Here is a 26,159-nt window from a genome sequence, read left to right as displayed (position 1 = left end):
CTGCTCGCGAAGCTTTTGGCCTTAGACAGTTTCTGGCTTATGCGCGACAAAACGCATCATCCATTCCGCGACTGTCGCACCATGGTGTTCCTGCTCGAGACTGGCCACACCTTTGCTGTAGATCTGTGAACCCAACGCTTCCTGACGCAGATCGAGCAGCGCCCGCGAGTAATCGTGAATGAACTCCGGGTGGCCCTGGAAGCACAACACCTGATCGTTGATGTGATAGGCCGCGAACGGGCAGAAATCGCTGGAAGCAATCACCGTGGCGTTTTCCGGCAGCGCTGTGACCTGGTCCTGATGGCTGATCAGCAGCGTCAGTTCCTCACGCACCGGGTTCATCCACGGCGCCTTCGCCGCGAGTTTGTAGTTGTGGGTACCGACACCCCAACCCTGGGTCGCCCGCTCGCTCTTGCCGCCAAGTAGCAGCGCCAGCAGTTGATGGCCGAAGCACACGCCGAGCAGTTTGTCGCCGCGCTCGTAACGAGTCAGCAGGTATTCCTTCAGGGTCTGGATCCACGGATCAGTACCAAACGAGTCAGCCTTGCTGCCGGTGACCAGGTATGCGTCGAAGGTTTGGTCGTCGCTTGGGTATTCGCCCTGCATCACGTTGTAGACGGTGAACTCGGCGGCAATAGGTTGCTGTGAGAACAGGCGCTGGAACATCTGCCCGTAACCCTGATATTGATCGACCAGTTCCGGACGCAGGATGTCGGTTTCCAGAATGCAGATGCGTAGCGACATAAAAAATACCTGACACGTGATGGGAATAATGAACACCCCAGAGCCTGCCTTGAAACCCCCTGGCAAGGCAAGCCCCGGAATGCTCGTTGCCCTTAGAACATTTCACCTTTTGCCGCTTTATCCAGCAGCAACGCTGGCGGCGCGAAACGCTCGCCATACTGCTCGGCCAGATACTGCGCACGGGCGACGAAATCCTTCACCCCGTATTGGTTGATGAACTGCAATGCGCCGCCAGTCCACGCTGCAAAACCGATACCGAAGATCGAGCCAACGTTGGCGTCCGCCGTCGAGGTCAGCACACCCTCCTCCACACAACGCACCGTTTCAATGGCCTGCACGAACAACAGCCGATCACGCACGTCTTTGGGCGAAATCTGTCCGTCAGCCTTTTCGAAACGCACCTTCAACTCGGGCCACAGATGTTTCTGCCCACCAGCCGGGTAATCGTAAAAACCGCCACCGGCCGCTTTGCCCGGACGCTTGTATTCGTTAAGCAGTAAGTCAATCACGGCGAAGGCCGGGTGCTCAATCAGCGGTTTCCCTTCTGCCTGTAGGTCCTTGGCGGTTTGCTGACGGATATGGCTCATCAGGCTGAGGGAAACTTCGTCGGAGATCGCCAGAGGCCCGACCGGCATCCCGGCCTTGCGCGCTTCGGTCTCGATCATCGGCGCGCTCACGCCTTCGCCGAGCATGGCGATGCCTTCGTTGGTGAAGGTGCCGAAGACGCGTGAAGTAAAGAAGCCGCGACTGTCGTTGACGACGATCGGGGTTTTCTTGATTTGCAGCACGAAGTCGAAACCACGCGCGAGGGTTTCATCGCTGGTCTGTGCACCTTTGATGATTTCCACCAGCGGCATTTTTTCTACCGGGCTGAAGAAATGCAGGCCGATGAATTTGCCAGGATCAGGCACAGCCTTTGCCAGCCCGGTAATAGGCAACGTCGATGTATTCGAAGCGATGACCGCTTCGGCGCCGACAACTTGCTGGGCGGCAGAGGAAACCCTGGCCTTGAGATCGCGATCCTCAAACACCGCTTCGATGATCAGATCGCAACCCGCGAGGTCGGCATCATTTTCGGACGGCTTGATCCGCGCCAACACCTCATCACGCTTCAAAGCATCCATCTGCCCACGGGCGACTTTCTTGTCCAGCAACGCCGCAGAATGTGCTTTGCCTTTCTCGGCGGCAGCCAGATTGACATCCTTGAGCACCACCTCAATACCCGCCGAAGCGCTGACAAAGGCAATCCCCGCGCCCATCATCCCTGCGCCAAGCACGCCGACCTTACGCGTGACATACGGCGCAAAGCCCTGCGGCCGCGAACCACCAGCATTGATCTCATTGAGTTGAAACCAGAATGTGCCAATCAGGTTTTTCGAGATTTGCCCGGTGGTCAGTTCGGTGAAGTAACGGGTTTCGATCAAGTGCGCGGTGTCGAAATCGACCTGAGCGCCCTCGACTGCCGCGCAGAGGATTTTCTCCGGCGCCGGCATTGTCCCTTGGGTCTTGCTACGCAGAATCGACGGCGCAATCGCCAGCATCTGCGCCACTTTCGGATTCGACGGCGTGCCGCCCGGAATCTGATAACCCTTCACATCCCAACGTTGTACCGCCGTCGGATTGGCGACGATCCAGGCGCGCGCCTTGGCCAGCAATTCATCGCGATTCGCCGCCAGCTCATCAATCCAACCGGCCTGCAATGCCTGCTGTGGACGCACTTTCTTGCCTTCGAGCAGATAGGGCAGCGCTTTCTCAAGACCGAGCATGCGCACCATGCGTACCACCCCGCCGCCGCCCGGCAACAAGCCGAGGGTCACTTCCGGCAGACCGAGCTGTACCGACGCGTCGTCCAATGCCACCCGGTGGTGACAGGCCAGGCAGATTTCCCAGCCGCCGCCCAGCGCCGCGCCGTTGATCGCCGCGACCACCGGTTTGCCGAAGGTTTCCAGGGTGCGCAACTGCGCTTTGAGGGTCAGCACCATGTCGTAGAAGGCTTTGGCTTCGGGCTTGCCGACCTTGATCAACTCATTGAGATCACCGCCGGCAAAGAAGGTTTTCTTTGCCGACGTAATGATCACCCCGGCAATGTCGTCTTTTTCCGCCACCAGCCGGGCGACGCACGCGGCCATGGCCTCGCGGTACACAGCGTTCATGGTGTTGGCGCTCTGGCCCGGCATGTCGATGGTCAGCACGACGATCGCGTCCTGGCCTTTTTCGTAACGAATGGCTTCGCTCATAACAAGGTTCCTTGAATTCGGGGCTCAGAGGCGTTCGATGATGGTGGCAATGCCCATGCCGCCGCCGACGCACAGCGTCGCCAGGCCATAGCGCAGGCGCCGCGCTTCCAGCTCATCGAGCAAGGTGCCGAGGATCGCGCAACCGGTCGCGCCCAGCGGGTGGCCCATAGCGATGGAACCGCCGTTGACGTTGACCTTGTCCGGGTCGACTGCCATGTCCTTGATGAACTTCAGCACCACCGAGGCAAACGCTTCGTTGACCTCGAACAGGTCGATGTCTTCAACGCGCAGCCCGGCCTTCGCCAGTGCCTTGCGTGTTGCCGGCGCAGGCCCGGTGAGCATGATGGTCGGATCGGTGCTGGTAACCGCCGTGGCGACAATCCGCGCCCGAGGTTGCAGGCCCAGCGCACGCCCCTTGGATTCGGAGCCGATCAGCATCAGTGCTGCACCGTCGACAATCCCGGAACTGTTGCCCGGTGTGTGCACGTGATTGATCCGCTCGACATGGCTGTAGACCCGCAGCGCGGTAGCGTCAAAACCCATCTGCCCGATCATTTCGAAACTCGGCTTGAGCTTGCCCAAGCCTTCCAGGGTCGATTCGGCGCGAATGAACTCATCGTGATCGAGCAGAATGATGCCGTTCTGATCCCGCACCGACACCAACGACTTGTTAAACGAGCCATCGGCCCGCGCCCGCGCGGCTTTCTGCTGCGAGTGCAGCGCGTAGGCATCGACGTCGTGACGACTGAAGCCCTCAAGCGTAGCGATCAGGTCGGCACCGACGCCTTGCGGAGTGAAATGACTGTGCAGATTAGTCTGCGGATCGAGCGCCCAGGCGCCGCCGTCGCTGCCCATGGGCACCCGCGACATCGACTCGACACCGCCGACCACTACAAGATCTTCGAAACCCGAGCGCACTTTCATCGCGCCGAGGTTGACCGCTTCCAGACCCGAGGCGCAGAAACGATTGATCTGCACACCGGCAACGCTGACATCCCAATCGGCCACTTGCACGGCGGTTTTGGCGATGTCCGAGCCTTGATCGCCAATCGGCGTCACGCAGCCGAGCACTACGTCATCGACCTGACTGGTGTCCAGCGAGGAGCGTTCTTGCAGCGCGTTGAGCAGACCAGCGACCAGATTCACCGGTTTGACGCTGTGCAGGGCGCCATCGGCCTTGCCTTTGCCACGGGGCGTGCGTAACGCATCGAATATCAAAGCTTGGGTCATGACGTCCTCGAACCTGTGCGGGGAGAGATTGCTTGTACCTCCACTCTTGACCCGAGCGGCCATGGATTCAATGACCACAGCGCTCAATGCGGTTGACGCACACGCTCAGACGGACGGTCATCGGCGGCTGGGTGAACCGGTTCAGGTCGGCGAGTTGTCTAGCCAGCGGGCGGCAAAGAAGCTGGCAATAAGCCTCATGCTTTTTTTATCGCATCTGGCAAGTACTCCATATGAAATGGATCTAAGCCAAGCGTGACGTGGCCCCTAATGTAGAACATGTACGTCAGGGTCGTCGGGTTTTGCCGGGGCAGACGTTCTTCAACAGGAAGTGCAGCGCTTGCCGTCATGGATATGCAGGCAGGCATCAGGAAATAACAATAAAGGCGGTCAAGCCATGTTCAAACAACCGAAAGTTCGTCAAGCAGGGCTCATTCTTTTCGCCACGACGCTGTTGTTGATTTTGCCGAATCTGACCAAGGTCATCGGCTGAGTCGAGCGCCGGGCGCTGCTCATCGCCACTGAAAATGTGACTGGCCCGCTACCCGGGCCAGCGTGGCTGTGCCAACCTTGGCGCACTCCCACGACATGGACGGCGATCAATTGAAAGCGCTCATTGTGTTCGGGGCCATGCTGCTGAGCATGCCCTTGTCTGCCGCACAGTTGGATCTGCAACTGGGTGCAAGCAGCCGCACCTGGCAGACCGAGGAATTGCTCAAGCATCCTCAAGTGCAAACCCTGACGATCAAAAACGATGTGTCCTACAAGAAGGACATGACCTATCGCGCCGTGCCTGTGGCCGCATTGCTGACAGGGATCAAACCGCAGGATCACCTGCAAGCGGTGGCACTGGACGGCTTTGCCGCCGAGTTGTCAGCTGCGCCATTGCTTAATACAACAGGTGCGCGAGCATGGCTGGCCATCGAAGATCCGGCGCAGCCGTGGCCACCGCTGTCGGAAGGCAAGCACAGCGCCGGGCCGTTTTATCTGGTCTGGACCGATCCGCAGGCCGGCAATATCAGTCCGGAGCAATGGCCGTTCGAAGTCGCGAGCATCAAGCGCATGGCGCCAGTGGCGGAGCGTTTCCCTGCCCTGCTGCCGGATCCTGCGTTGAAAGCAGATGACCCGGTGAATCAAGGGTTTGCGCTGTTTCAGAAAAACTGTCTGGCGTGTCACCGGTTGAACGGTGCGGGGGATGCGCAATTCGGGCCGGACCTGAATATTCCTTACAGCCCGACCGAGTATTTCGGCGCGGATTTCCTCAAGCGCTACATTCGGGATCCGCAGAGTTTGCGTCAGTGGCCGCAGGCGAAGATGCCGGGGTTTTCGGTGGAGGTGTTACCAGAGGGGGATCTGGAAATGCTGGTGGGGTATCTCAAGCACATGGCCGGACGCAAGGTTAAGCCGTAACGCCATTTCCCTTGTGGGAGCGAGCCTGCTCGCGATAGCGGTGTATCCGTCAGCACATTTGTAACTGACAGACCGCTATCGCGAGCAAGCTCGCTCCCACAGGGGTACGGCGTTTACTGCTGTTGCACCGAGATGATCGGGGTTGGCGAGACGAACACTTTCGCATGCATCTGCTCACACCCACCGCCACGGCGCATGCCGCGTACCGGGCAGGCATCCAGATAATCCAGACCCACCGCCAGTTTCAGATGACGCTCCGGCCGCGCCAGTTCATTGGTCACATCAAAGCTGTACCAGGCGTCATCCAGCCACGCTTCAGCCCATGCATGGCTGGCTAGATGCTCGCAATCCTCGCTGTACAGATACCCCGACACATAACGCGACGGAATCCCGAGACTGCGTGCGCAAGCCAGAAACGCGTGAGCATGATCCTGGCAAACACCCGCACGCCCGGCGAAGGCCTCAGCGGCGCTGGTATCGACCTCGGTGGACCCCGGCGTGTAGGTCATGTGCTGATTCAAGCCGTGCATCAGATCGATCAGCGCCGTGCGATCACGCCGCTGCTTGCAGGATTTCTCGGCGAACGCGCGTAACGCCTCATCCGCCTCGGTCAAACGGGTAAAGCGCAGGAACGGCAGCGCCGACTGGCTCTCATGCTCGGCCTCGCGCAGTTCGTCGATATCGACCTGCCCGCGCGCACCAATGATGATCGCTTCGTGCGGTTCATCCATGGTCAGCACGTGCAGGATATTGCCGAACGGATCGAGTTGCGCACGCACCGGGCGCGGCAGATCGAGCTGCCAGCTCAACACGTGTTGACGTTCGCTATCGTGTGGGGTCAGTCGCAGGTACTGGATGCTCGCCCGCACCTGATCTTCGTAGTGATAGGTGGTCTCGTGGCTTATGGAAAGTCTCATGCAGCCTCCAGGTAGGAACTGTGAATGGCGTTGCCCAGCTGGCGCACCAGCGGGATGAATTCGGTCAGCCAGGCGTGCAGGCCTTCCTCGAGAATTTCGTTGATGCCGGTGTAGCGCAGGCGCGCGTCCATTTCTGCCGCCAGACGCTGTGCCGGTCGACCGTTGGCACCGGGCAACTGCGCAAGAATCTGATCGATCTCCTCGGTGCAGGCCCGCAGCGAGCGCGGCACATCGGCGCGCAACAACAGCAACTCGGCAACATGCCGCGCCCCCGGCGCATCGCGATAGATTTCGGTGTAGGCCTCGAATGACGACAAGGCGCGCAGCAAGGCGCTCCATTGGTAGTAGGCGTGGGCCGTACCGTCGCTGACTGCTTCAGCCTGATCGCCGGCCATTTCATAGCGGGCATCGAGCAATCGCAGGGTGTTGTCCGCGCGTTCGATGAACGTACCGAGGCGAATGAAACGAAACGCATCATTACGCATGATCGTGCCGTACGACGCACCACGAAACAGGTGCGAACGCTCCTTGATCCATTCGCAGAAACGGCTCATGCCATAGCGACTGAGGCCCTGTTCGGCGATGCCGCGAATTTCCAGCCACGTCGAATTGATGTTCTCCCACATGTCCGCCGTGATCCGCCCACGCACCGCATGGGCGCTGGCCCGAGCCGCGCCGAGGCAGCTGTAAATGCTCGCCGGGTTAGCCGCATCGAGGGCAAAAAAGTGCAGCAGACGCTCAGCATGCAGCGCGCCATGGCGCTCGAGGTAATCGTCGAGGGTACCGGTGATCAGCAGCGGCATGGCCAATTCGTGCAAACCGTCGCCGCGACCGTCCTGCGGCATCAGCGACAGCGAATAACTGATGTCGAGCATCCGGGCGAGGTTTTCCGCCCGCTCCAGGTAACGCGACATCCAATACAGATCCGAGGCAGTTCTACTTAACATGGCAAGCTTCCTTCAATCCTCGACCACCCAGGTGTCCTTGGTTCCGCCACCCTGGGAGGAATTCACCACCAAGGAGCCTTCGCGCAGCGCCACACGGGTCAAACCGCCGGGAACCACCCGGGTTTCGCGCCCGGACAAGACAAACGGACGCAAGTCGATATGGCGCGGCGCGATGCCGTTTTCGACAAAGGTCGGACAGGTCGACAGCGACAGCGTCGGTTGCGCGATGTACGCGTGGGGTTTGGCTTTGATCCGTTCGCGGAAAGCATCGATTTCCGCTTTCGTCGATGCCGGCCCGACCAACATTCCGTAACCGCCTGAGCCTTGGGTTTCCTTGACCACCAGATCTGGAAGATTGGCCAGCACGTGAGAAAGTTCAGACGGGTTGCGGCATTGCCAGGTCGGTACGTTCTTCAAAATCGGCTCTTCGTCGAGGTAGAACCGGATCATGTCAGTAACGAACGGATACACCGATTTGTCGTCCGCTACGCCGGTGCCGATGGCGTTGGCCAGCACCACGTTGCCCGAGCGATAAGAGGACAGCAGCCCCGGCACACCGAGCATCGAGTCGGGGTTGAACGCCAGTGGATCGAGAAACGCGTCGTCGAGCCGACGGTAGATAACGTCCACCGCTTTCGGGCCGTCCGTAGTGCGCATGAAGACTTTGTCGTCGCGAACGAACAGATCCGCGCCCTCGACCAGTTCAACGCCCATTTCCCGCGCCAGGAATGCGTGCTCGAAGAACGCACTGTTGAAGCGCCCCGGCGTCAGCACCACCACGCTCGGGTCATCGATCGGACTTGAGCTTTTCAGGGTGTCGAGCAGCAGGTTCGGGTAGTGATCGATAGGGGCAATACGCTGGGCGGCGAACAGCTCCGGGAACAGGCGCATCATCATCTTGCGGTCTTCGAGCATGTAGCTGACGCCGCTCGGTGTTCGCAGGTTGTCTTCGAGCACGTAATAAGTGCCGTCGCCGTCGCGCACCAGATCGACGCCGGAGATGTGCGAATAGATATCGCGGTGCAGATCCAGGCCTTGCATCGCCAACTGATATTGCTCGTTGGCCAGCACCTGTTCGGCGGGAATGATCCCGGCCTTGATAATGCGCTGCTCGTGATAAAGGTCGGCGAGGAACATGTTCAACGCCTTGACCCGCTGGATGCAGCCGCGCTCAACGATTCGCCATTCACTGGCAGGAATGCTGCGCGGGATGGTGTCGAAAGGAATCAGGCGCTCGGTGCCCTGCTCGTCGCCATAGAGCGTGAACGTGATGCCGGCGCGATGGAACAGCAGATCGGCCTCGCGTCGCCGCTGGGCCAACAGCTCATCCGGCGTATCGGCCAGCCATCGGGCGAACTCCCGATAATGCGGGCGAACCTGGCCGCCGGCATCGTACATCTCATCAAAATAGGTGCGGATCATGCCGTACTCCTTGTCACCCGGACATACAGGCCTTCGCAAGGCCCGTGCCATCGGCATAAACGCTTTGATTTCAATCGGTTGGAAATACACGCCGCAAGCACCGCACCATTCCTGTGCGGCAAATGCCCCAACCGGATTGCCCCCGCTTCATTGCGACGCACTGCATCGCCTATCACCAGCATAGTCAGAGTTGATTTCACTGCCCGGCGCTGCCTGCGGATAATCCGCACATTCGCTGCAAATCTTCACCGGCCCCGGCGCCATGAAGCGGCCAGCTCAACTGATTGGGATCGCCTCGGCGGCCCGCCCCGCTGTAACCCTGACCGGTTTCCTCTCCTTATCGGTCTTCCCTTTTAGCCACCCTCTCCGGTGGCTTTTTTTTGCCTCGGTTTCTTGTTTCAGGGTTTTGCCACAGCGTTTTGCTTATGCCGGAAATGACAACGGCCAACCCGAAGGTCAGCCGTTGCTCAACAAATGAAACCAGAGATCAATTCAAACGGTGGCGGTTGCGCACCTCCTGTTTCACACCCCAGCCTTCGATAATGCCACCCAGAGGTTCAACCACGGCAGAGAATCCCTGCTCGAAGTCGCCGATATCGTCATATGTCGCGTACATCACTTTGCTCAATTCCAGCGCCCACGCACCGTCATCACGCAGGCTGACCTGGGCATTGATGGATTCACCGCGAAATTTGCCTGCCGCCCTGCGCGCCCGCTCCTCGTCCGGGAAAATCGCGTAGAACTCGATGGGATGGAATCGGGAAAAATCGAAACCGCCTTCTTTCATGCGGCGCAGAACATTGCTGCTGATGTCTTCTTGATAGGCTGTGCTCATGAATCGTCCCCCTCGCATAGATGGATAGACTTTCCGTATTCCCGCCCCGGGCCTTTGGCCAAAGTACGACGGCAACGTGGTTGCACGCGGGAACAAGCATGTAGCTGACAAGACCAGACCTTAGCGATCCGTTCGCTGATCTCGCTTGCAGAGTAGCCCCAAGATAGAGCTGCTGCCAAGGCCTGGTTTCAAGAGATGACAGGAACTGTCAGACGGGTGTGATGCTGCGGATTTCGATGCTGTTCTGGGTTTTCAGGTTTTTCACGCCCGCATCGGCGGTGCGCCCTTCCAGATCGTTGAGATCCAGTTCGGCGGCGACGGGCAGAAGCCGTGCCTTGATCAATCGAGCGGCCTCATCGTCGCTGGGGCATTCCGCGCGCTCGAACACCTCATCGACAATTTCACCATGATCGTCCACGAAAGTGACTTTCCACTTTTGCATCGGTGCCTCCTCGATCAAACCCGCAAATGGGCTTACACCTATCTCGACTTTAGACGCAGAGGGTTGGTTCAAAAGGATTACAGCGGGGGAAGATGAAAAAAACGACATCTATCGTGTGGAGCAAACAAATGTGGGAGCGAGCCTGCTCGCGAAAGGGCCTGTCCAGTCGACATATTCTTTGACTGACCTGACGCCTTCGCGAGCAAGCTCGCTCCCACAGGGGAGTTGCAGTGTTCTTTTAGTCGTTGCTTGGCTTGTTGATCGCCTGCAGCACGTATTGCGGCAAGGCGAACGCGCCGATATGGATTTCAGGGTTGTAGTAGCGGGTGACGATGCCGCTGCCGATGAAGCGCTGTTGCAGGGTTTCACGGCTCAGTTTGCGGTACGCCGGATTGGTCGAGCCCCAGGCGAAAGTCATCGAGCCACCGATGTAGGTAGGAACGGCCGCCTGGTAGAAGTGCCAGTCCGGGAACAGGCTGTTGAGGCGACCGGCAGTGGTTTTTACTTCGTCGATCTGCATGAACGGTGTGCCGTTCTGGGTCACGAGGATGCCGCCCTCGTTCAGGCAGCGATGGCAGGCCTGATAGAAGTTCTCCGAGAACAGCACTTCGCCCGGGCCGATCGGGTCGGTGGAATCGGAGATGATCACGTCGAATTTTTCCGTGGTGGTGGCGACGAAACGCATGCCGTCGTCAATCACCAGGTTCAGGCGTGGATCGTCGTAGGCGCCGCTGGAGTGGTTCGGCAGGAACTCTTTGCACATATCGACCACGGTGCCGTCGATCTCGACCATGGTGATGTGCTCGACACCGGCGTGCTTGGTCACTTCACGGAGCATGCCGCCGTCACCGCCACCAATGATCAGCACGCGCTTGACGCTGCCGTGGGCGAGGATTGGCACATGGGTGAGCATTTCGTGGTAGATGAATTCGTCGGCTTCGGTGGTCTGGATCACGCCGTCCAGCGCCATCACCCGGCCCATGCGCGGGTTCTGGAAAATCACCAGGTGCTGGTGTTCGGTGCGCACTTCGTGCAGCAGTTTTTCCATGCGAAAGCGCTGACCGTAGCCCTCGTAGAGGGTTTCCAGGTACTCGCTGGTTTTGGTGACGGTCATGGTCAAGTGCTCCGATGAATGCGCGGGCGCCAATCGTGGGGGCGATTGCCCGGGAAAGGCGCGCATTCTACGTTGCCGAAGATGACAGGTAGAACCTCCCTTCATCAGCAAATCGCAATCCCTTGTAGGAGTGAGCCTGCTCGCGATAGCGGTTTTTCAGTCACTGACTCATTGACTGGAGGATAGCTATCGCGAGCAGGCTCACTCCTACAGGGTATTGCGGTGTTCTCGGGATCAGCGTCAGATCCGCACGTTGCCCCGCGGTCCGGCAATCGCCCAGATGATCAGGCCCAGCACTGGCAGGAGGATGATCAGCAGCACCCAGACGATTTTCATCCCGGTGGTGGCGCCGCTTTTCAGCACATTGATGATGGCCCAGATGTCGAGGGCGAGGATGATCAGACCGATCAGACCGTTGAACGTGGAACCCATGGTGTCGCTCCAGAATAGTGGCATGCACTTTTAGGATAGACGGTCGCGCGCAGGGTTCCCTTTTATTGCTATCTCGCTCAGACGTGTACAGCGATCTTCAGCGCTTCGAGCGATGGCGCAGCGGCGATACCGACTTCGGCGCACAGCTCCAGCACCCGTGGCACGTCGTTGCCGTAGACCAGCACCACCTGCAGTTCGTCGTCGAGCAACTGGCTGAAGTTCATCAGTGTGTAACCGCCGTTTTCCTTGTTCATGCTGCTCATCTGCACCTGGATGCGATTGAGCGCGGTCAGCGCTTCGGTCTTGGCCAGTTGCTTGGGCTTGAGGTTGAAATCCACGCCCGGGCCAAACGAGGCAACGATCTGCGCAAACAGGTCAACGTAGGTGTCGGCCTGGAACAGCACGGTTTCCGGCAGGCTGCCGACCACGACCCACTCGCCCAACGCAATCGGGAATGTGTCGTCGTAGTTGATGTCCGGGTTGGCTGCCAGAAAGGCATCGGCATCGGCGTAAGCTTGCGCGGCTTCGTCAGCCACTTTCAGGATCTCGTCCTCGCCCATGCAGCCGGAGCTGATTTTGCTGATGAGTTCGACGAGTGCGGCTTTCATGAGGGCGGATCCTGTGGCGAAGGTGAATTTCGAGGGCGCGGAGGATAGCGCACAAAGCAAAAGATCGCAGCCTCGGCAGCGCCTACGCTCAGCGCTCATCCACGGAATGGCAGACCAACGCGTTCAATGGAGGAGCTAGCGCAGGCTGCGATCTTTTGAGGCCCGTCAGGCCAGCAGTTTTTCCAACTGAGCGGTGGTATCAACCGCCCCCATCGTGCGGGCCGCATCCAGCGCCGTCACGCCATTGGCGTCCTTGGCTTGCGCATTGGCCCCCTTGCTGATCAGGTAATCAACGATTTCAACGCGGTTGAACATCGCCGCCATCATCAGCGCCGTACGACCATCAAACGACGAGCCTTCAATCTCTGCGCCCGCTTCGACCAGCGCCTTGACCACCGGCAGATCGCCTTTGAACGCGGCGCCGGCAATCGGGCTCTGGCCGTTGCCATTGCGCATTTCCGGGTCGGCCTTGTGTTTAAGCAACACCTGCACCGCATCCAGATGGCCGTAATAGCTGGCCAACATCAACAACGTGTCACCCTTGCTGTTCTTCAGGTTGACTGGCAAACCGGCCGTGACCAGGCGATCAAGCATCTCGGCATCACCGTCGCGCGCCTTGTTGAAAACCTGCTCGGTGAATTCGGCAGCTTCTTCAGGGGTCATCTGGCGGCTTTGGTCGGACATGGGGCAACTCCACTTTCGGTCAATCGGAAAGCCGACAGTTTCCCGAGCGAGGCGCTGGCTGTCACCCCCTTTTTCTCAAGTCGAGCCATAGCCAGATTCAATAACGATGCTTGCCCTGATGAATTTCTGCCAACACTTCATCGGTGACCCGAACGTAAGTCTGCGTGCCGGGCAGCCATGCGAAGATCGGGTCATCCCCCGTCTGGCCGGGGTCGAAGCCTTCGTTCTTGAGTCGGGTTTTCTGGTATTTGAAGGTGCCGGTGGTCTCCATCTTGACCTTCACTCGCAGGAACAATGGCACGGCATAGGCTGGCATGCGCTCCCGGGCAAAAGTCAGCAACTCGGCGAAATCCAGCGTCGCAAGGGATTCCGCTGGCGTGATCGCCGCCATACCGGCGCGGCCGTTGGTATTGCAGATCTCCACGCCATAAGCCACCGCCTCGGAAATCTGCGGGTGTTGCAGCAGAAGATTTTCGACTTCGGTGGTCGAGACGTTTTCGCCCTTCCAGCGATAGGTGTCGCCGAGGCGATCGACAAATTGAGCGTGACCGAAGCCGATGTTGCGCAGCAGGTCGCCGGTGTTGAAAAAACGATCACCTTTGCTAAACACGTCGTGCAACACGACCTTGGCGGTTTTCTGTGGATCGGTGTAGCCGTCCAGTGGGGCTTTTTCGTCAATCCTTGCCAGCAAAAGTCCCTGCTCGCCTTTGCCGACCTTGCGCATGAATCCGTCAGGACTGCGGATTGGCTCACCGCTGTGATGGTCGTAGGCGACCAATTCCCAGGCCATCAGGGAGAAACCGATGGTGTTGTCGAAATTGAGAATGTTGGTGAATCCGATGTTGCCGTCGCTCGCCGCGTACAGCTCACAGATGTGCTCGACGGCGAAACGTGTCTTGAACTCGGCCCAGGCGCCGGGGCGCAAGCCGTTGCCAATCATCTTGCGCACATCGTGACGGCTATCATCGGCGCTGGCCGGTTGATCGACCAGATAACGGCATAGCTCGCCGACGTAACCGATGGTCGTCGCGCGGTAGCGGCGCACGTCGCTCCAGAACTGACTGGCGCTGAACTTGCGGCGGATCGCGAAACCCGAAGCACCGTTCACCGCCGAACCCCAGCACACGCAAAGACCGGTGGCGTGGTACAGCGGCAAGGTGCAATAGACGACGTCGTCAGGGCTCATATTGAGAGCGATCATGCCGAAACTGGCGGAGCTGCGCATCCAGCGACCGTGCTTGAACACCCCGGCCTTGGGCAGGCCGGTGGTGCCGGAGGTATAAATGTAGAAACACGGATCGTCGAAGAAGATCTGCTGGCTGCTTGGCGGATTCTCGCTGGAGGCGTCGGCACTGGCGCTGATCAGATTGACGTACCCGTCGGGCGCAATGCCCGGATGGCTGTAGGTGTCCTGATCGGCGACAAACCAGGTGCGCGGTGCAGTGATCGCTACTTGATCGCGAATCGCCGCATACGCCGCAAGCAGTTCTTCGCCCACAATGATCGCCACCGGCGCCACCAGATTCACGCTGTGGACAAGTGTGTCACGCGTCTGCGAGGTGTTGAGCAGCGCGCTGACCGCGCCGACCTTGGCCAGCGCCAGAATGGTCACCAGCAGTTCCGGGCGGTTTTCGATGAACACTGCGACCACGTCGCCCTTGCCGATGCCCCGCCCGTTCAGATAGTGAGCGATGCGGTTGGCCCACTGGTTGACCTGCGCATAGGTCAGCCGCACATCGCCGTGCAATAACGCCGGCCCCTCGGGATTGCGCAGCGTCGCTTGCTCGAATGTCCAGCCAAGGCCACAGCTTTGGGTCGGATCCGTGACGTTGGCCACCTTCATGCCCTTGACCACCCGCGGGATGGCTTTGGCAATCATCGGCAGTTTGCGGAGCATCATGCCCCAGGTAATCGTGTCGCTTGGCGCGTGACTCATGGAAGCTCCCCGTTCAACCTTGACGTGCAGGTCGATGTTTTTATTTTTCGGGCTTTGACTTGAACCAACCGGCGCATTCGAGCACGGGTCGAGGTCGAAAATACGTCAGCGCTTCTCGGGCTGTACACGCGGTTTTTGCAATGTTTTGTATCCGCTGCTCTTTAGCGAGCGCAGGTGATCTGCGGTTCAGCGATTGGTTCCATCGAATCGATATCGATCCCGCAAAATGCAGGATGCACGATGGCCATTCATGCAGTTTGCACGACCACCTGAATTTTCATTATTTTTATCTCATTGATTTATAACGATTTTTTTATTTTCAAATGCTGGCACAATCGCTGCAACCTCCTCTGCATGCTTGCCATTCAAGTGCATACGGAGCTGAAAGACATGAGCCTGATCCAAGAAAAATTTACCTCCCTGTTCTCCAACTTCGACGTCACCACTGCGCCACGTCCCGATGGCGGGATCCTGCTGACCCTGCGCAGCAGCGACGGTAAAGTGTTCAAACGCGCACTGACTTATCAACAACTGCATGCCGGCGACCAACTGTCGTGGGCGATCAGTGCAATTCGTCGTGACCTGGCAGAACAAGCCAGTGAGTTGCCGCAAATTGCCATGCTGCAGAGCCAGCAGCGTTTTGCTCTGCCGACATATCACTCGCTGTAATTTTCAAAGCGCATTAGACAAAACAGGCCGTGGAGCTTCCGCTTCACGGCCTGTTTTTTTATGCCTGACGCATACCCCTGTGGGAGCGAGCTTGCTCGCGAAAGCGGTGTGTCAGAGATAAATTTTTCGTCTGATACTCCACCTTCGCGAGCAAGCTCGCTCCCACAGGGGTTTTTTGTGTGGTCAGAAGGCTTCCGGTTCTATGCCGGTGAACGTGTCGACGGTGATGTGGCTGCCCAACTCCCCGCCTTCGCGGGCCAGGCCGCAGGTTTGCAGGCCAGCCTCTTGCGCGGCGTCGAGTTCTTCAACAATGTCCGAGAGGAACAGAATCTCCCCCGCTTCAACACCGATGGCTTGCTGGATATTGGTGTACGACTGCACTTCACGCTTAGGCCCCGACGTCGTGTCGAAATAACCACTGAACAACGGCGTCAGATCCCCCGCCTCCGAGCAGCCGAAAATCAGTTTCTGCGCCTGAATCGATCCCGACGAGTACACAAACAGTTGATAACCGGCAGCATGCCAGCGCTGCAGCGCTTCAACGGCATCCGGGTAAACATGCCCCTTCAACTGCCCGGCGTGATAACCCTGCGCCCAGACCATGCCTTGCAAGGCCTTGAGTGGAGTGGCTTTGCGATCTTCCTCGATCCAGCTCAAGAGAATCTCGACAACCCGCTCAACATCAGCCTGCGGCGCATTGCTGTCACGGCGCACAGCGTCGAGTTGTTCGGCCACATCGGCGCGTTCGGCGTTCTGCCGCACGAAATCCGGTAAATGTTTGGCCGCGTACGGAAACAGCACGTCAAACACGAAACTTACCGCGCTGGTGGTGCCTTCGATGTCCGTAACTATGGCTTTGATCGACATCGAATCAGTCCTCCAGACGCGGGAAGCGGCCGGCGATGTCTTCGCCGGTGAAATTGGCAACCCAGCCTTCCGGGTTGTTGAAAAGGCGAATCGCGACAAAGTGCGGATGCTCGCCCATGTCGAACCAGTGCTTGGTGCCGGCCGGTACCGAGATCAGGTCGTTCTTCTCACAAAGCACGGCATAAACGTAATCGTCGATGTGCAGGGTAAACAACCCACGGCCGGCGACGAAAAATCTGACTTCGTCTTCGCCATGGCGATGCTCTTCGAGAAACTTGGCGCGCAGCTCGGCTTTTTGCGGGTGATCGCTGTTCAGGCTGATGACGTCGACAGTGATGTAACCGCGCTCGGTCATCAGCTTATCGATCTGCTCTTTATAAGCACTGATCACCTCTTCCTGGGTGGCGCCGGGCTGGATCTTCGCGGCGGCTTGCCAGCGGTCGAAGCGCACGCCCTGCTCGGCCAGGGTCGAGGCGATGTCTTCAAAGTGGGTCAGCACCTTGTTCGGAATTTCAGGGCTTGAGACGTGATAGACGGACAGGCTGCTCATTGGGGCAATTCCTCGGTATCGGCCTTGCCGTCCGGTTCTTGCAGACCGGTCGGGCACAGCATTTCATCAGGCAAATGGGCTACTTCTGGTGAAGTCAGCCTTGGCGGTTCATGACGCTGCGGGTTTTCAACTCGCATTCAAACAGAAATTCAAAGGCCTCGATCTGCCGCAGCGCGTCGCTCATCTGCGCGCCCCAGGTGTAGAGGCCGTGGCCGCGAATCAGGTAACCGACACAATCAGGATGGGCGTCGAGCCAAGGCTGCACCTTGGCGGCGAGGCGCGCAATGTCCTGATCGTTGTCGAAAATCGGCACGCGCACCCGCGATTCATGGGTCGAGATGCCGCTGAAGGCTTTTTGCAACTCGTAGTCTTCGAACTCGATAAAGTCCTGCGGAGTCAGGCGCGACAGCACCGTGGCGTTGACCGAATGGGTGTGCAGCACTGCGCCGATCTCCGGCCGCCAGCTATACAGCTGGGTGTGCAGCAGGGTTTCGGCGGACGGCTTTTTGCCCGGCTCCAGGCTAGTGCCGGAGAGGTCGGTGGCGAGCACATCGTCCACACTCAACTGGCCCTTGTGCTTGCCCGAAACGGTCAACAGCGCTTCGCTCGGCGACAGGCGTGTCGAGTAATTGCTGCTGGTGGCCGGCGACCAGCCGCGACCATAAAGAAAGCGCCCGGCATCGACGATTTGCTGGGCGAGTTGTTCACGCGTAAGGCTCATGGCCGGTCCTCTTGCATACGTGTGGCAATGATAACGGCAGCAGCGAGCGCCGCGAGACTGGCAATACTAAAGGTCAATGTCGCGCCGAGGGCATTCCAGCTGTAGCCGGAATACAACGCGCCCATGGCGCCGCCGGTGCCGGCCAGTGCGGCGTACAACGCCTGGCCCTGCCCTTGCTGGCGCGCGCCGAAGCTACGTTGCACGAAAGCGATGGCAGCGGCGTGAAAACTGCCGAAAGTCGCCGCGTGAAGCACCTGCGCAAACAACAGCACCCACAGGAACTCGGCGAACGAACCTAGTAACAACCAGCGCAGCGCTGCCAGCAGAAAACTTGCCATCAGCACCCGGCGCAGGGAAAACCGCGCGAGAATCCGGCTCATTGCCATGAACATCAGCACTTCGGCAACGACACCCACGGCCCAGAGCATGCCGATGGTGCCACGTGTGTAACCGAGTCGTTCAAGGTGCAGGGTCAGAAAGGTGTAATACGGGCCGTGGCTCATTTGCATCAGCGCGACGCAGCCGTAAAACGCCAGCACGCCGGGATTGCGCAGTTGTGTGAGAAAGCCCTCACCGCTCGGCCGATTGCCTTGCGGCGGCTGCGCGTTCGGCACCCACAGACTGCTAAGGACGATGCCGGCCATGATCAACACCAGCGCCGCCGGGTAGATGTCGAGGCTGAGCCATTCGAACAATCGGCCGAGTGCAACCACGGTGATGATGAAACCGATCGAGCCCCATAAGCGGATTTGGCTGTAGCGCGAGGTCTGCCCCTGCAAATGCGCCAGGGTGATGACTTCGAACTGCGGCAGCACCGCGTGCCAGAAGAACGCGTGCAGCGCCATGACCATCGCCAACCAGGCGTAGGTCTTGCTGACGAAGATCAGTGAAAACGTCAGCAGCGTACACACCGCGCCGAAACGCACGATAGCCAGGCGTTTGCCGGTGTAATCACCGAGCCAGCCCCAGATGTTCGGCGCCACACAGCGCATCAGCATCGGGATCGCGACCAGCTCACCGATCCGCGCAGGACTGAAGCCGAGGTGGTCGAAGTACAGCGCCAGAAACGGCGCTGTCGACCCGAGCAAGGCGAAATAGAACAGATAGAAACTGGACAGCCGCCAGTAAGGGAGCGCCGCCACGCCGGTTATGCCGCGACGGCTTTAAGGCCTGCCATCAAAGCTGACCCAGCACCGGCGTGCTCACGCGCACATCGGCATTCTGGCCACGGTGACGCAGCAAGTGATCCATCAGCACAATGGCCATCATCGCTTCGGCAATCGGCGTGGCGCGGATGCCGACGCACGGGTCGTGACGGCCCTTGGTGATGACGTCCACAGGGTTGCCGTGGATATCGATCGAACGGCCCGGGGTGGTGATGCTCGACGTCGGCTTCAAGGCCAGATGCGCAACGATCGGCTGACCGGACGAAATACCACCGAGGATGCCGCCCGCGTTGTTGCTGAGGAAACCTTCCGGGGTCATTTCATCGCGGTGTTCGGTGCCGCGCTGGGCGACCGAGGCAAAACCGGCACCGATTTCCACGCCTTTGACTGCGTTGATGCTCATCAGCGCATGCGCCAGCTCAGCGTCGAGACGGTCGAAAATCGGCTCGCCCAGACCCGGCATCACGCCTTCGGCAACGACGGTGATCTTCGCCCCGACCGAGTCCTGATCGCGGCGCAATTGATCCATGTAGGCTTCCAGCTCCGGGACTTTGTCCGGATCGGGGCTGAAGAAAGCGTTGTCTTCCACCGAATCCCAGGTCTTGAACGGGATTTCGATCGGGCCGAGCTGGCTCATGTAGCCACGAATGACGATGCCTTGGGTGGCCAGGTATTTCTTCGCGATCGCACCGGCCGCTACGCGCATTGCGGTCTCGCGCGCCGAGCTGCGACCACCGCCACGGTAGTCGCGCTCACCGTATTTGTGGTGGTAGGTGTAGTCGGCGTGGGCCGGGCGGAACAGATCCTTGATCGCCGAGTAGTCCTTGGACTTCTGGTCGGTGTTGCGGATCAGCAGGCCGATCGAGCAACCGGTGGTGCGCCCTTCGAACACGCCAGAGAGGATTTCGACTTCGTCGGCTTCCTGACGCTGGGTGGTGTGGCGGCTGGTGCCTGGCTTGCGGCGATCGAGGTCGCGCTGCAGGTCTTCGAGGGAGATCTCCAGGCCCGGCGGGCAGCCGTCGACAATGGCGACCAACGCCGGACCATGGCTTTCGCCAGCGGTGGTGACAGTGAACAACTTGCCGTAGGTATTGCCGGACATGCAGGACGCTCCGTGAAATCAAACCCAAATTCGTGATGCGCGCCAGTATACGCAGGCTAACCGAGTAGTTCATCCTCGAACCTTAGTGGTGCTGGCGAGTCCAACCGGCACCTTGGCGAATGATGGCGTGATGATGCTGCGAGTTTTGATCTTGAGTCTTACCCTCTTTACGGGCTTTGCCCAAGCGACGGTCCTACAACGCCCGGTCACTCTGGATACCGGCACCGGCGAACTTTTCGGTTCGCTGCTGCTGCCAAAGTCCGACAATCCGGTGCCGGTTGTCCTGATTATTTCTGGCTCCGGTCCTACGGATCGCGACGGAAACAACCCCGACGGCGGGCGCAACGACAGCCTCAAGCGCCTGGCGTGGGTGCTGGCCAAACACAACATTGCCAGTGTGCGTTACGACAAACGCGGTGTTGCGGCGAGTCTGGCGGCAACGCCGGATGAGCGCAATTTATCGGTGGAGGCCTATGCGGCGGACGCAGTGGCGTGGGGGCAGAAGCTCAAGGCCGATCCGCGTTTCGGCAGATTGATCCTGCTCGGCCACAGTGAAGGCGCGCTGATTGCCAGCCTCGCCGCGCCGAAAGTGGATGCCGCTGCGGTGATTTCCCTGTCCGGCAGCGCGCGCCCGGTCGATCAGGTGATCCGCGAGCAACTGGCGCGCAGCCTCCCACCTCCGCTGATGCTACGCAGCAATGAATTGCTCGACAGCCTCAAGGCCGGCCACACTGACGACAATGTGCCGCAACCGTTGCAGGTGATTTTCCGCCCGAGCGTGCAGCCGTATTTGATTTCGCTGTTCCGTCAGGATCCCGCGAAAGCCTTCGCGCAATTGAAGATGCCGGCGCTGATCGTCCAGGGCAGCAACGACATGCAGGTCGGCGTTGGCGATGCGCAGGCGCTGAAAGCCGCCAAACCCGACGCCGACCTGGCGGTGATCGACGGCATGAACCACGTCATGCGCATCGTCCACAACGATATGAAGCGGCAATTGGCTTCGTACAAGGATCCGAATTTGCCACTGGCGGCGGAACTTGGCGCGAAGATCATCGAGTTTATTGACGGACTTCGCACCCGTTAACGGTTGTTTACCCTCTAGTCCTGCAAAAAACGGCCGATAAGCCTTTGTCGCCAGCGCAACGGCTGGCGACAAGCAGGGCTTGGACAGGATCTCGCCGTTATGACTGATACCCCGACTTCACCCGACACCACCGCTGAAAAAGACGCACCGCCAGCGGTCGAGCTGCCGTGGGCGGATGTCCACGTCGAGCACCACAAGATGCTCCGCCTGGCCCCGCTGCAGACCGACCGCAACACTGGCGGCCGCCCCTTGCGCTTTGTCGAATTCGGCTATGCCGAACGCAACAGCAAAGAAAAAAGCCTGATGCGCATGACGATCAAGCTGCCCGGCCAGCGAGTGCGCAAAGAGCAGAATCAGCTGGACGTGTGGGTTGATCACACGACCAAACGTGTGCACTTCGGCCCCGACAGTGGCTTGCAGATCGAACCAATGAACCGTGGCATCGGCCGTTACATGGCCGCGCAAGGCATCAATTGGGCGAAAAAGCGCTGGCCGACCTACACCGTTGACGGCATGGACTTGAACAACAAGGACGCGCTGAGCGAAGACACCCGCCTGCGTCGCGATCATTTCCTGCGGGTGCATGGTTTTGATGTGGTGTACGCCGATGCCCAGCACTTGAAGGGCAGCGTCAAGGATGTGTTGGTCGGCGATTTGCTCGGCGACTGGAACAGCGAGAAGCTGCAGATCGTCGAGATTCTTGAAGCGGCACAGATGCTTCAGCAGGCCGAACAGAATCTGGCCGAGCAGGAAGTGAAGCTGAAGAAACAGGAAGAGAAGGTCAGCAAGTTCAAGCGTGAAGACGCCGGGCTGCGTTTCACCATTACCTGTCTGGTGGCGTTTGCGGTGTTTCAGGCGGGGTTGTTGATCTGGATTGCCACGCATCGCTGATCGCTTGAAACCGCGTCGCGGCCATTCGCGAGCAAGCTCGCTCCCACAGGATTTGTGTCGTACACCGAACCTGTGGGAGCGAGCTTGCTCGCGAAGCTTTTGATCGTTCCCACGCTCCGCGTCGGAATGCAGCCCGATTAGACGCGGGAAGCGAACAGCGCCTGATGATCGCGGCACTGCTCCGCCGTCAGCATGAACACACCATGCCCGCCGCGCTCGAATTCGAGCCAGGCGAAATCGACTTCCGGGTACAGCGCGTCAACGTGCACCTGACTGTTGCCCACTTCAACGATCAGCAAGCCCTTCTCGGTCAGGTGATCCGCCGCTTCAGCGAGCATGCGTCGCACCAGGTTCAAACCATCGTCGCCACACGCCAGGCCCAGCTCCGGTTCATGCTGATACTCGTCCGGCATGTCGGCGAAATCCTCCGCATCAACGTAAGGCGGGTTCGACACGATCAGGTCGAAACGCTGGCCCGGCAAGCCATCAAACCCATCGCCCTGCACGGTATAGACGCGCTCATCGACGCCATGGCGCTCGATGTTCTGGTTGGCCACTTCCAGCGCTTCGAACGACAGATCCGCCAGCACCACTTCGGCGTTCTGAAACTCGTAGGCGCAGGCGATACCGATGCAACCAGAACCGGTGCACAGGTCGAGAATCCGCGCAGGCTCGTTGCCGATCCACGGGGCGAAACGGTTTTCGATCAGTTCGCCAATCGGCGAGCGCGGGATCAACACGCGCTCATCGACGATGAACGACATGCCGCAGAACCATGCCTCACCCAACAGGTAAGCGGTGGGAATGCGTTCTTCGATACGGCGCTTGAGCAGGCGTTGCAGGTTAACCAACTCGTCGTCTTCCAGCGCGCAATCGAGGTAGCTATCGGCGATTTCCCACGGCAGGTGCAACGCGCCGAGTACGAGTTGCCGGGCTTCGTCCCAGGCATTGTCGGTGCCATGGCCGAAAAACAGATCCTCCCCATGGAAGCGGCTGACGGCCCAACGAATGTGGTCGCGCAGGGTACGAAGTCGGGAAGTGATCACGGGGCAGAACTCCAGAAAAAACGACTGGCGATTCTAGCAGCCAAAACGCGCGACGACGACGCAGGAAAAACATCGCACCGACGGTAGGAGTTTTCTGTTTTTTGCATCGGCTATTGAACAGAACGTGTAACTTGACAAGGCTGCAGGCCAATAACGACGGTGCCTACGATGGTAGCGATTCACAGAACCGCTCAGCCAGAGGACAATGTCGCAAAAGCCCCACCCCAAGGAGCCCCAGAATGTCCGTTCCAAAAACGATGTTTCAACTCAGCGGTCGCGGTTACGCAGCGGCCACACTGAGCCATGCCACCGTGGTCATCATCGATGCCCAGAAAGAATATCTCAGTGGCCCGCTGGCTCTGAGCGGCATGGACGCGGCCGTCGCAAACATCAAGCAAGTGGTAGCCGCAGCCCGTGCAGCCGGTCGGCCGATCGTGCACGTGCGTCACCTCGGCACCGTCGGCGGCCTGTTCGACCCGCAGGGCGAACGCGGCGAATTCATCCCTGGCCTCGAGCCACAGGGCGATGAAACCATTATCGGCAAACTGCTGCCGAGCGCGTTCCACGGCACCGAGTTGCTGGACCGTTTGCAAAACCTTGGCTCACTGGACCTGATCGTCTGCGGTTTCATGAGCCACTCCAGTGTCAGCACCACCGTACGTGCGGCGAAGAATCTGGGTTTCCGCTGCACCCTGGTCGAAGACGCCTGCGCCACCCGCGACCTGCCGTTCAAGGGCCGCGTGCTCAGCGCCGCTGTGGTACAGGAAGCCGAAATGGCGATCATGGCGGACAACTTCGCCACCCTCGCGCTGACGCAAGACCTGATCTGATCGACCCTGATGAGCGGCTCACGGCGCCGCTCATCCGCAAAATCCTCTCATTTGCCGCAAATGCCATAGCCTCAGGAACAACCCGGTCAACTCCCGGTCGAAGGGCCGATACCCATTGAGGAAGGTCGGAATGAAGTTATCCGATGGATTTGACGCACGCCGCTTGCGGCCCAAAGGCCAAAGCAACTGGCGTTTTCGATTCGGCGCGGCGATTGCCGCCATTCTGGCGACGTTCGGTGTGCTGCTGGCGATGGCCGGGGCCGCCAGCCTGCTCGGGCGCCCGCCAGCGCTCGGTGATTTGAATGCCACGCCGATGGGTTCGGCGATCATTCTGGCTGTCGGCTTGCTGTTTCTGTATTTCGGCGTGGCGCTGTGGCGTCGTTGCCGGCGTCGCGCCCGGCAATCGCGGGAACTGAACATGTCCCCGCACCTGATGAAAAAACACGACTGAATCACCGGCCTGGCTTTTTGCCGGGCCGTTTTGTTTCGACTTGGGTAAACTGGCCGCCCTTCGCGGAGGCTGACATGCAAGACGACGATTTTTCCCTGTTCAAAAGTGCGATCCAAGGCGTCAAGCCGATCAAGCACGACCGCGCCGACACCGGCAAACCCAAGGCTGACCGCGCACAGATCGCCAAGCTGCGCCAGTCCGCCACCGTGCGCACCGACACCGCTACCGTGGATGGCCTGTCCGACCAGTTCGTGATCGATGTCGGCCCGGAAGACGAGTTGATGTGGTCCCGTGACGGCGTGCAGGAAAGTCAGATGCGCAAGCTCAAGGTCGGCCAGATCCCGTTCGAAGGCAGCCTCGACCTGCACGGCATGAGCGTGGAAAAGGCCCGCGAAACCCTCTGGGCCTTTCTTGCCGAAGCGACTAAATTCGAAATCCGCTGCGTCCGCGTCACCCACGGCAAGGCTGTGCGCCTGGACGGCAAGCGGCCTATGATCAAAAGCCACGTCAACACCTGGTTGCGCCAGCATGCCCAAGTGCTGGGTTTCTGCTCGTGTCAGGCGAAACACGGCGGTGCCGGCGCGGTTTACGTGATGCTCAAACGCACCATGATGGAAGGCCGCGACGAATAATCGCGTTACACCGAACTTGCAGGGTTGTGTCCGCCACCGTACCCTTGCCCTTTGCGAAAATCCCCACAGGTAGTTTCATGTCCCTGGAACAGAATTACACCGCGATTCTCGGCCAATTGGGCGAGGACGTGTCCCGCGAGGGCCTGCTCGACACGCCAAAGCGTGCCGCCAAAGCCATGCAGTACCTCTGCCGCGGTTATGAACAGACGCTCGAAGAGGTCACCAACGGTGCCCTGTTCAGCTCCGACAACAGCGAAATGGTGCTGGTCAAGGACATCGAGTTGTACTCGTTGTGCGAACACCACCTGCTGCCGTTCATCGGCAAGGCGCATGTTGCGTACATCCCGAGCGGCAAAGTGCTGGGCCTGTCGAAGGTCGCGCGGATCGTCGACATGTACGCCCGTCGCCTGCAGATCCAGGAAAACCTCAGCCGCCAGATCGCCGATGCAGTGATGCAAGTCACCGGCGCGCTGGGCGTAGCCGTGGTGATCGAGGCCAAGCACATGTGCATGATGATGCGCGGTGTCGAGAAGCAGAATTCGTCGATGATCACTTCGGTGATGCTCGGTGAGTTCCGCGAAAACGCAGCGACCCGCAGCGAATTCCTTAGCCTTATCAAGTAATTCGTTGCCCGAAGAAAACCGGCATTCATCGCCGGTTTTTTTTCGTCCGTGAAAAATCGGGTAAGCTGCGCACCTTTCTCAATTTGCACCGTGAGGCTTTAAACGTGTTCGTCAAAGCGCTTCGTGTCGGCCTCGGCCAACTGGTTATCTTCATCGACTTCATCACCCGCCCGGGCAAGAAACAGCGTCCTGCCGAAACTCAGGCCCAGGTCAATGCCGCCGCGCAAGGCCTGACCCTGTATCAGTTCCATGCCTGCCCGTTTTGCGTGAAAACCCGCCGCACGCTGCGTCGCCTGAATGTACCGGTGGCGCTGAAGGATGCGAAGAACAACGAGCAGGATCGTCAGACGCTGCTGGATCAGGGTGGCCGGATCAAGGTGCCTTGCCTGCGCATTGAAGAGAATGGCCAGACAACCTGGATGTATGAGTCCAAGGTGATTATTGATTATCTGGATAAGCGGTTTGCCGCTGTCTGATGATTATGTTGTGGGTTGATTGACGCCTTCGCGAGCAGGCTCGCTCCCACCCTTTGGAATGCATTTCCACTGTGGGAGCGAGCCTGCTCGCGAAGG

At 59.3% G+C, this 26,159-nt stretch carries 28 protein-coding genes; 9 read left to right on the top strand and 19 right to left on the bottom strand.

The window, feature by feature from the left end:
* Positions 1 to 21 precede the first annotated feature (21 nt).
* The 3 genes from CLU80_RS22725 to CLU80_RS22715 form a co-directional block, all read right to left on the bottom strand.
* Entirely contained in the window at positions 22 to 744 is a 723-nt protein-coding gene (locus tag CLU80_RS22725; protein WP_099758443.1) for an amidotransferase, read from the bottom strand.
* Between the two features lie 92 nt (positions 745 to 836).
* The gene (locus tag CLU80_RS22720) at positions 837 to 2,981 is read right to left on the bottom strand and encodes a 3-hydroxyacyl-CoA dehydrogenase NAD-binding domain-containing protein (RefSeq protein ID WP_099758442.1); all 2,145 of its coding nucleotides are present in this window, start codon (positions 2,979 to 2,981) and stop codon (positions 837 to 839) included.
* A 24-nt stretch (positions 2,982 to 3,005) separates the two neighbouring features.
* Entirely contained in the window at positions 3,006 to 4,211 is a 1,206-nt protein-coding gene (locus CLU80_RS22715) for an acetyl-CoA C-acetyltransferase (protein ID WP_093441775.1), read from the bottom strand.
* A 585-nt stretch (positions 4,212 to 4,796) separates the two neighbouring features.
* Between CLU80_RS22715 and CLU80_RS22705 the strand changes: the two genes are divergently transcribed.
* Positions 4,797 to 5,618, top strand: coding sequence for a c-type cytochrome (locus CLU80_RS22705; RefSeq protein ID WP_099758440.1), 822 nt, complete (start codon positions 4,797 to 4,799; stop codon positions 5,616 to 5,618).
* Positions 5,619 to 5,731: 113 nt separating this feature from the next.
* On the opposite strand, the gene CLU80_RS22700 is transcribed toward CLU80_RS22705, so the two are convergent.
* The 10 genes from CLU80_RS22700 to CLU80_RS22655 all read right to left on the bottom strand — a co-directional run bounded on the left by CLU80_RS22700 (position 5,732) and on the right by CLU80_RS22655 (position 14,955).
* Positions 5,732 to 6,535 (bottom strand): transglutaminase family protein, encoded by an 804-nt coding sequence (locus CLU80_RS22700; RefSeq protein WP_007914065.1) that lies wholly within the window; start codon positions 6,533 to 6,535, stop codon positions 5,732 to 5,734.
* Positions 6,532 to 7,482 (bottom strand): alpha-E domain-containing protein, encoded by a 951-nt coding sequence (locus CLU80_RS22695; protein WP_016982907.1) that lies wholly within the window; start codon positions 7,480 to 7,482, stop codon positions 6,532 to 6,534. Before CLU80_RS22695 ends, CLU80_RS22700 begins: the two co-directional genes overlap by 4 nt.
* A 12-nt stretch (positions 7,483 to 7,494) precedes the next feature.
* Positions 7,495 to 8,904, bottom strand: coding sequence for a circularly permuted type 2 ATP-grasp protein (locus tag CLU80_RS22690; RefSeq protein ID WP_007914061.1), 1,410 nt, complete (start codon positions 8,902 to 8,904; stop codon positions 7,495 to 7,497).
* A 487-nt stretch (positions 8,905 to 9,391) separates the two neighbouring features.
* The gene (locus CLU80_RS22685; protein ID WP_093441760.1) at positions 9,392 to 9,739 is read right to left on the bottom strand and encodes a ribonuclease E inhibitor RraB; all 348 of its coding nucleotides are present in this window, start codon (positions 9,737 to 9,739) and stop codon (positions 9,392 to 9,394) included.
* A gap of 208 nt (positions 9,740 to 9,947) precedes the next feature.
* Positions 9,948 to 10,181, bottom strand: coding sequence for a hypothetical protein (locus tag CLU80_RS22680; protein WP_093441755.1), 234 nt, complete (start codon positions 10,179 to 10,181; stop codon positions 9,948 to 9,950).
* A gap of 238 nt (positions 10,182 to 10,419) precedes the next feature.
* Positions 10,420 to 11,295, bottom strand: coding sequence for a polyamine aminopropyltransferase (gene speE / locus CLU80_RS22675; protein ID WP_093441751.1), 876 nt, complete (start codon positions 11,293 to 11,295; stop codon positions 10,420 to 10,422).
* A gap of 240 nt (positions 11,296 to 11,535) precedes the next feature.
* Complete coding sequence (locus tag CLU80_RS22670; RefSeq protein WP_007914053.1) at positions 11,536 to 11,727, bottom strand: PLDc N-terminal domain-containing protein; 192 nt, start codon at positions 11,725 to 11,727, stop codon at positions 11,536 to 11,538.
* A gap of 77 nt (positions 11,728 to 11,804) precedes the next feature.
* Entirely contained in the window at positions 11,805 to 12,335 is a 531-nt protein-coding gene (locus CLU80_RS22665; protein ID WP_099758439.1) for a hypothetical protein, read from the bottom strand.
* 165 nt (positions 12,336 to 12,500) lie between these two features.
* The gene (locus tag CLU80_RS22660; protein ID WP_095050929.1) at positions 12,501 to 13,019 is read right to left on the bottom strand and encodes an ankyrin repeat domain-containing protein; all 519 of its coding nucleotides are present in this window, start codon (positions 13,017 to 13,019) and stop codon (positions 12,501 to 12,503) included.
* A gap of 97 nt (positions 13,020 to 13,116) precedes the next feature.
* Positions 13,117 to 14,955, bottom strand: coding sequence for a long-chain-acyl-CoA synthetase (locus tag CLU80_RS22655; protein WP_099758438.1), 1,839 nt, complete (start codon positions 14,953 to 14,955; stop codon positions 13,117 to 13,119).
* Between the two features lie 390 nt (positions 14,956 to 15,345).
* Between CLU80_RS22655 and CLU80_RS22650 the strand changes: the two genes are divergently transcribed.
* Positions 15,346 to 15,624, top strand: a complete 279-nt coding sequence (locus tag CLU80_RS22650; protein ID WP_008080936.1) for a DUF3509 domain-containing protein — start codon at positions 15,346 to 15,348, stop codon at positions 15,622 to 15,624.
* Positions 15,625 to 15,807: 183 nt separating this feature from the next.
* Here the strand turns inward: CLU80_RS22650 and mtnC are convergent, their stop codons facing one another.
* From mtnC to aroC, 5 genes are all read right to left on the bottom strand, one after another.
* Positions 15,808 to 16,491: an acireductone synthase gene (gene mtnC, locus CLU80_RS22645; protein WP_099758437.1), complete on the bottom strand. Its 684-nt coding sequence runs from the start codon at positions 16,489 to 16,491 to the stop codon at positions 15,808 to 15,810.
* Between the two features lie 4 nt (positions 16,492 to 16,495).
* Entirely contained in the window at positions 16,496 to 17,041 is a 546-nt protein-coding gene (locus tag CLU80_RS22640) for a 1,2-dihydroxy-3-keto-5-methylthiopentene dioxygenase (RefSeq protein WP_039763876.1), read from the bottom strand.
* A gap of 94 nt (positions 17,042 to 17,135) precedes the next feature.
* The gene (locus tag CLU80_RS22635; RefSeq protein WP_099758436.1) at positions 17,136 to 17,762 is read right to left on the bottom strand and encodes a methylthioribulose 1-phosphate dehydratase; all 627 of its coding nucleotides are present in this window, start codon (positions 17,760 to 17,762) and stop codon (positions 17,136 to 17,138) included.
* On the bottom strand, positions 17,759 to 18,904 hold the full coding sequence (locus tag CLU80_RS22630; RefSeq protein WP_093441720.1) for an MFS transporter: 1,146 nt from the start codon (positions 18,902 to 18,904) through the stop codon (positions 17,759 to 17,761). The genes CLU80_RS22635 and CLU80_RS22630 overlap by 4 nt, the downstream gene beginning before the upstream one ends.
* Before the next feature lie 34 nt (positions 18,905 to 18,938).
* Positions 18,939 to 20,030 carry a chorismate synthase gene (gene aroC / locus CLU80_RS22625; RefSeq protein WP_099758435.1) on the bottom strand — a complete coding sequence of 364 codons (1,092 nt, stop codon included), beginning with the start codon at positions 20,028 to 20,030 and terminating at the stop codon, positions 18,939 to 18,941.
* A gap of 130 nt (positions 20,031 to 20,160) precedes the next feature.
* Between aroC and CLU80_RS22620 the strand changes: the two genes are divergently transcribed.
* Both CLU80_RS22620 and CLU80_RS22615 read left to right on the top strand, forming a co-directional pair.
* Positions 20,161 to 21,114, top strand: coding sequence for an alpha/beta hydrolase (locus CLU80_RS22620; protein WP_099759397.1), 954 nt, complete (start codon positions 20,161 to 20,163; stop codon positions 21,112 to 21,114).
* Positions 21,115 to 21,213: 99 nt separating this feature from the next.
* Positions 21,214 to 22,005 (top strand): hypothetical protein, encoded by a 792-nt coding sequence (locus tag CLU80_RS22615; RefSeq protein ID WP_099758434.1) that lies wholly within the window; start codon positions 21,214 to 21,216, stop codon positions 22,003 to 22,005.
* Between the two features lie 137 nt (positions 22,006 to 22,142).
* Here CLU80_RS22615 and prmB read toward each other — a convergent pair whose 3' ends face one another.
* Positions 22,143 to 23,051 carry a 50S ribosomal protein L3 N(5)-glutamine methyltransferase gene (gene prmB, locus CLU80_RS22610; RefSeq protein ID WP_099758433.1) on the bottom strand — a complete coding sequence of 303 codons (909 nt, stop codon included), beginning with the start codon at positions 23,049 to 23,051 and terminating at the stop codon, positions 22,143 to 22,145.
* A gap of 239 nt (positions 23,052 to 23,290) precedes the next feature.
* On the opposite strand from prmB, the gene CLU80_RS22605 reads away from it, so the two are divergent.
* From CLU80_RS22605 to CLU80_RS22585, 5 genes are all read left to right on the top strand, one after another.
* Entirely contained in the window at positions 23,291 to 23,881 is a 591-nt protein-coding gene (locus CLU80_RS22605; protein ID WP_007914026.1) for a cysteine hydrolase family protein, read from the top strand.
* 130 nt (positions 23,882 to 24,011) lie between these two features.
* The gene (locus CLU80_RS22600) at positions 24,012 to 24,332 is read left to right on the top strand and encodes a hypothetical protein (protein WP_007914024.1); all 321 of its coding nucleotides are present in this window, start codon (positions 24,012 to 24,014) and stop codon (positions 24,330 to 24,332) included.
* Positions 24,333 to 24,406: 74 nt separating this feature from the next.
* On the top strand, positions 24,407 to 24,964 hold the full coding sequence (locus CLU80_RS22595) for a Smr/MutS family protein (protein ID WP_038366959.1): 558 nt from the start codon (positions 24,407 to 24,409) through the stop codon (positions 24,962 to 24,964).
* A gap of 77 nt (positions 24,965 to 25,041) precedes the next feature.
* On the top strand, positions 25,042 to 25,587 hold the full coding sequence (folE, locus tag CLU80_RS22590; RefSeq protein WP_003442011.1) for a GTP cyclohydrolase I FolE: 546 nt from the start codon (positions 25,042 to 25,044) through the stop codon (positions 25,585 to 25,587).
* A 104-nt stretch (positions 25,588 to 25,691) separates the two neighbouring features.
* On the top strand, positions 25,692 to 26,063 hold the full coding sequence (locus CLU80_RS22585) for a glutathione S-transferase N-terminal domain-containing protein (RefSeq protein ID WP_093441696.1): 372 nt from the start codon (positions 25,692 to 25,694) through the stop codon (positions 26,061 to 26,063).
* The last annotated feature ends 96 nt before the right edge of the window (positions 26,064 to 26,159 follow it).

Origin of the sequence: Pseudomonas sp. 29, from assembly GCF_002754355.1 — a bacterium.
Taxonomy (GTDB): domain Bacteria; phylum Pseudomonadota; class Gammaproteobacteria; order Pseudomonadales; family Pseudomonadaceae; genus Aquipseudomonas; species Aquipseudomonas neuropathica.
This window is presented reverse-complemented; position numbering and strand designations above follow the sequence as displayed.

Excerpts from the sequence above, each read along its gene's own strand:
- CLU80_RS22620 (WP_099759397.1), top strand. The coding sequence starts at position 20,161 with ATGATGCTGCGAGTTTTGATCTTGAGTCTTACCCTCTTTACGGGCTTT.
- CLU80_RS22690 (WP_007914061.1), bottom strand. The coding sequence starts at position 8,904 with ATGATCCGCACCTATTTTGATGAGATGTACGATGCCGGCGGCCAGGTT.
- CLU80_RS22715 (WP_093441775.1), bottom strand. The coding sequence starts at position 4,211 with ATGACCCAAGCTTTGATATTCGATGCGTTACGCACGCCCCGTGGCAAA.
- CLU80_RS22650 (WP_008080936.1), top strand. The coding sequence starts at position 15,346 with ATGAGCCTGATCCAAGAAAAATTTACCTCCCTGTTCTCCAACTTCGAC.
- CLU80_RS22655 (WP_099758438.1), bottom strand. The coding sequence starts at position 14,955 with ATGAGTCACGCGCCAAGCGACACGATTACCTGGGGCATGATGCTCCGC.
- CLU80_RS22605 (WP_007914026.1), top strand. The coding sequence starts at position 23,291 with ATGTCCGTTCCAAAAACGATGTTTCAACTCAGCGGTCGCGGTTACGCA.
- CLU80_RS22680 (WP_093441755.1), bottom strand. The coding sequence starts at position 10,181 with ATGCAAAAGTGGAAAGTCACTTTCGTGGACGATCATGGTGAAATTGTC.
- CLU80_RS22635 (WP_099758436.1), bottom strand. The coding sequence starts at position 17,762 with ATGAGCCTTACGCGTGAACAACTCGCCCAGCAAATCGTCGATGCCGGG.
- CLU80_RS22670 (WP_007914053.1), bottom strand. The coding sequence starts at position 11,727 with ATGGGTTCCACGTTCAACGGTCTGATCGGTCTGATCATCCTCGCCCTC.
- CLU80_RS22640 (WP_039763876.1), bottom strand. The coding sequence starts at position 17,041 with ATGAGCAGCCTGTCCGTCTATCACGTCTCAAGCCCTGAAATTCCGAAC.
- speE (WP_093441751.1), bottom strand. The coding sequence starts at position 11,295 with ATGACCGTCACCAAAACCAGCGAGTACCTGGAAACCCTCTACGAGGGC.
- CLU80_RS22725 (WP_099758443.1), bottom strand. The coding sequence starts at position 744 with ATGTCGCTACGCATCTGCATTCTGGAAACCGACATCCTGCGTCCGGAA.
- CLU80_RS22700 (WP_007914065.1), bottom strand. The coding sequence starts at position 6,535 with ATGAGACTTTCCATAAGCCACGAGACCACCTATCACTACGAAGATCAG.
- CLU80_RS22615 (WP_099758434.1), top strand. The coding sequence starts at position 21,214 with ATGACTGATACCCCGACTTCACCCGACACCACCGCTGAAAAAGACGCA.
- CLU80_RS22685 (WP_093441760.1), bottom strand. The coding sequence starts at position 9,739 with ATGAGCACAGCCTATCAAGAAGACATCAGCAGCAATGTTCTGCGCCGC.
- folE (WP_003442011.1), top strand. The coding sequence starts at position 25,042 with ATGTCCCTGGAACAGAATTACACCGCGATTCTCGGCCAATTGGGCGAG.
- CLU80_RS22595 (WP_038366959.1), top strand. The coding sequence starts at position 24,407 with ATGCAAGACGACGATTTTTCCCTGTTCAAAAGTGCGATCCAAGGCGTC.
- CLU80_RS22695 (WP_016982907.1), bottom strand. The coding sequence starts at position 7,482 with ATGTTAAGTAGAACTGCCTCGGATCTGTATTGGATGTCGCGTTACCTG.
- CLU80_RS22705 (WP_099758440.1), top strand. The coding sequence starts at position 4,797 with ATGGACGGCGATCAATTGAAAGCGCTCATTGTGTTCGGGGCCATGCTG.
- CLU80_RS22600 (WP_007914024.1), top strand. The coding sequence starts at position 24,012 with ATGAAGTTATCCGATGGATTTGACGCACGCCGCTTGCGGCCCAAAGGC.
- CLU80_RS22660 (WP_095050929.1), bottom strand. The coding sequence starts at position 13,019 with ATGTCCGACCAAAGCCGCCAGATGACCCCTGAAGAAGCTGCCGAATTC.
- CLU80_RS22720 (WP_099758442.1), bottom strand. The coding sequence starts at position 2,981 with ATGAGCGAAGCCATTCGTTACGAAAAAGGCCAGGACGCGATCGTCGTG.
- aroC (WP_099758435.1), bottom strand. The coding sequence starts at position 20,030 with ATGTCCGGCAATACCTACGGCAAGTTGTTCACTGTCACCACCGCTGGC.
- CLU80_RS22665 (WP_099758439.1), bottom strand. The coding sequence starts at position 12,335 with ATGAAAGCCGCACTCGTCGAACTCATCAGCAAAATCAGCTCCGGCTGC.
- mtnC (WP_099758437.1), bottom strand. The coding sequence starts at position 16,491 with ATGTCGATCAAAGCCATAGTTACGGACATCGAAGGCACCACCAGCGCG.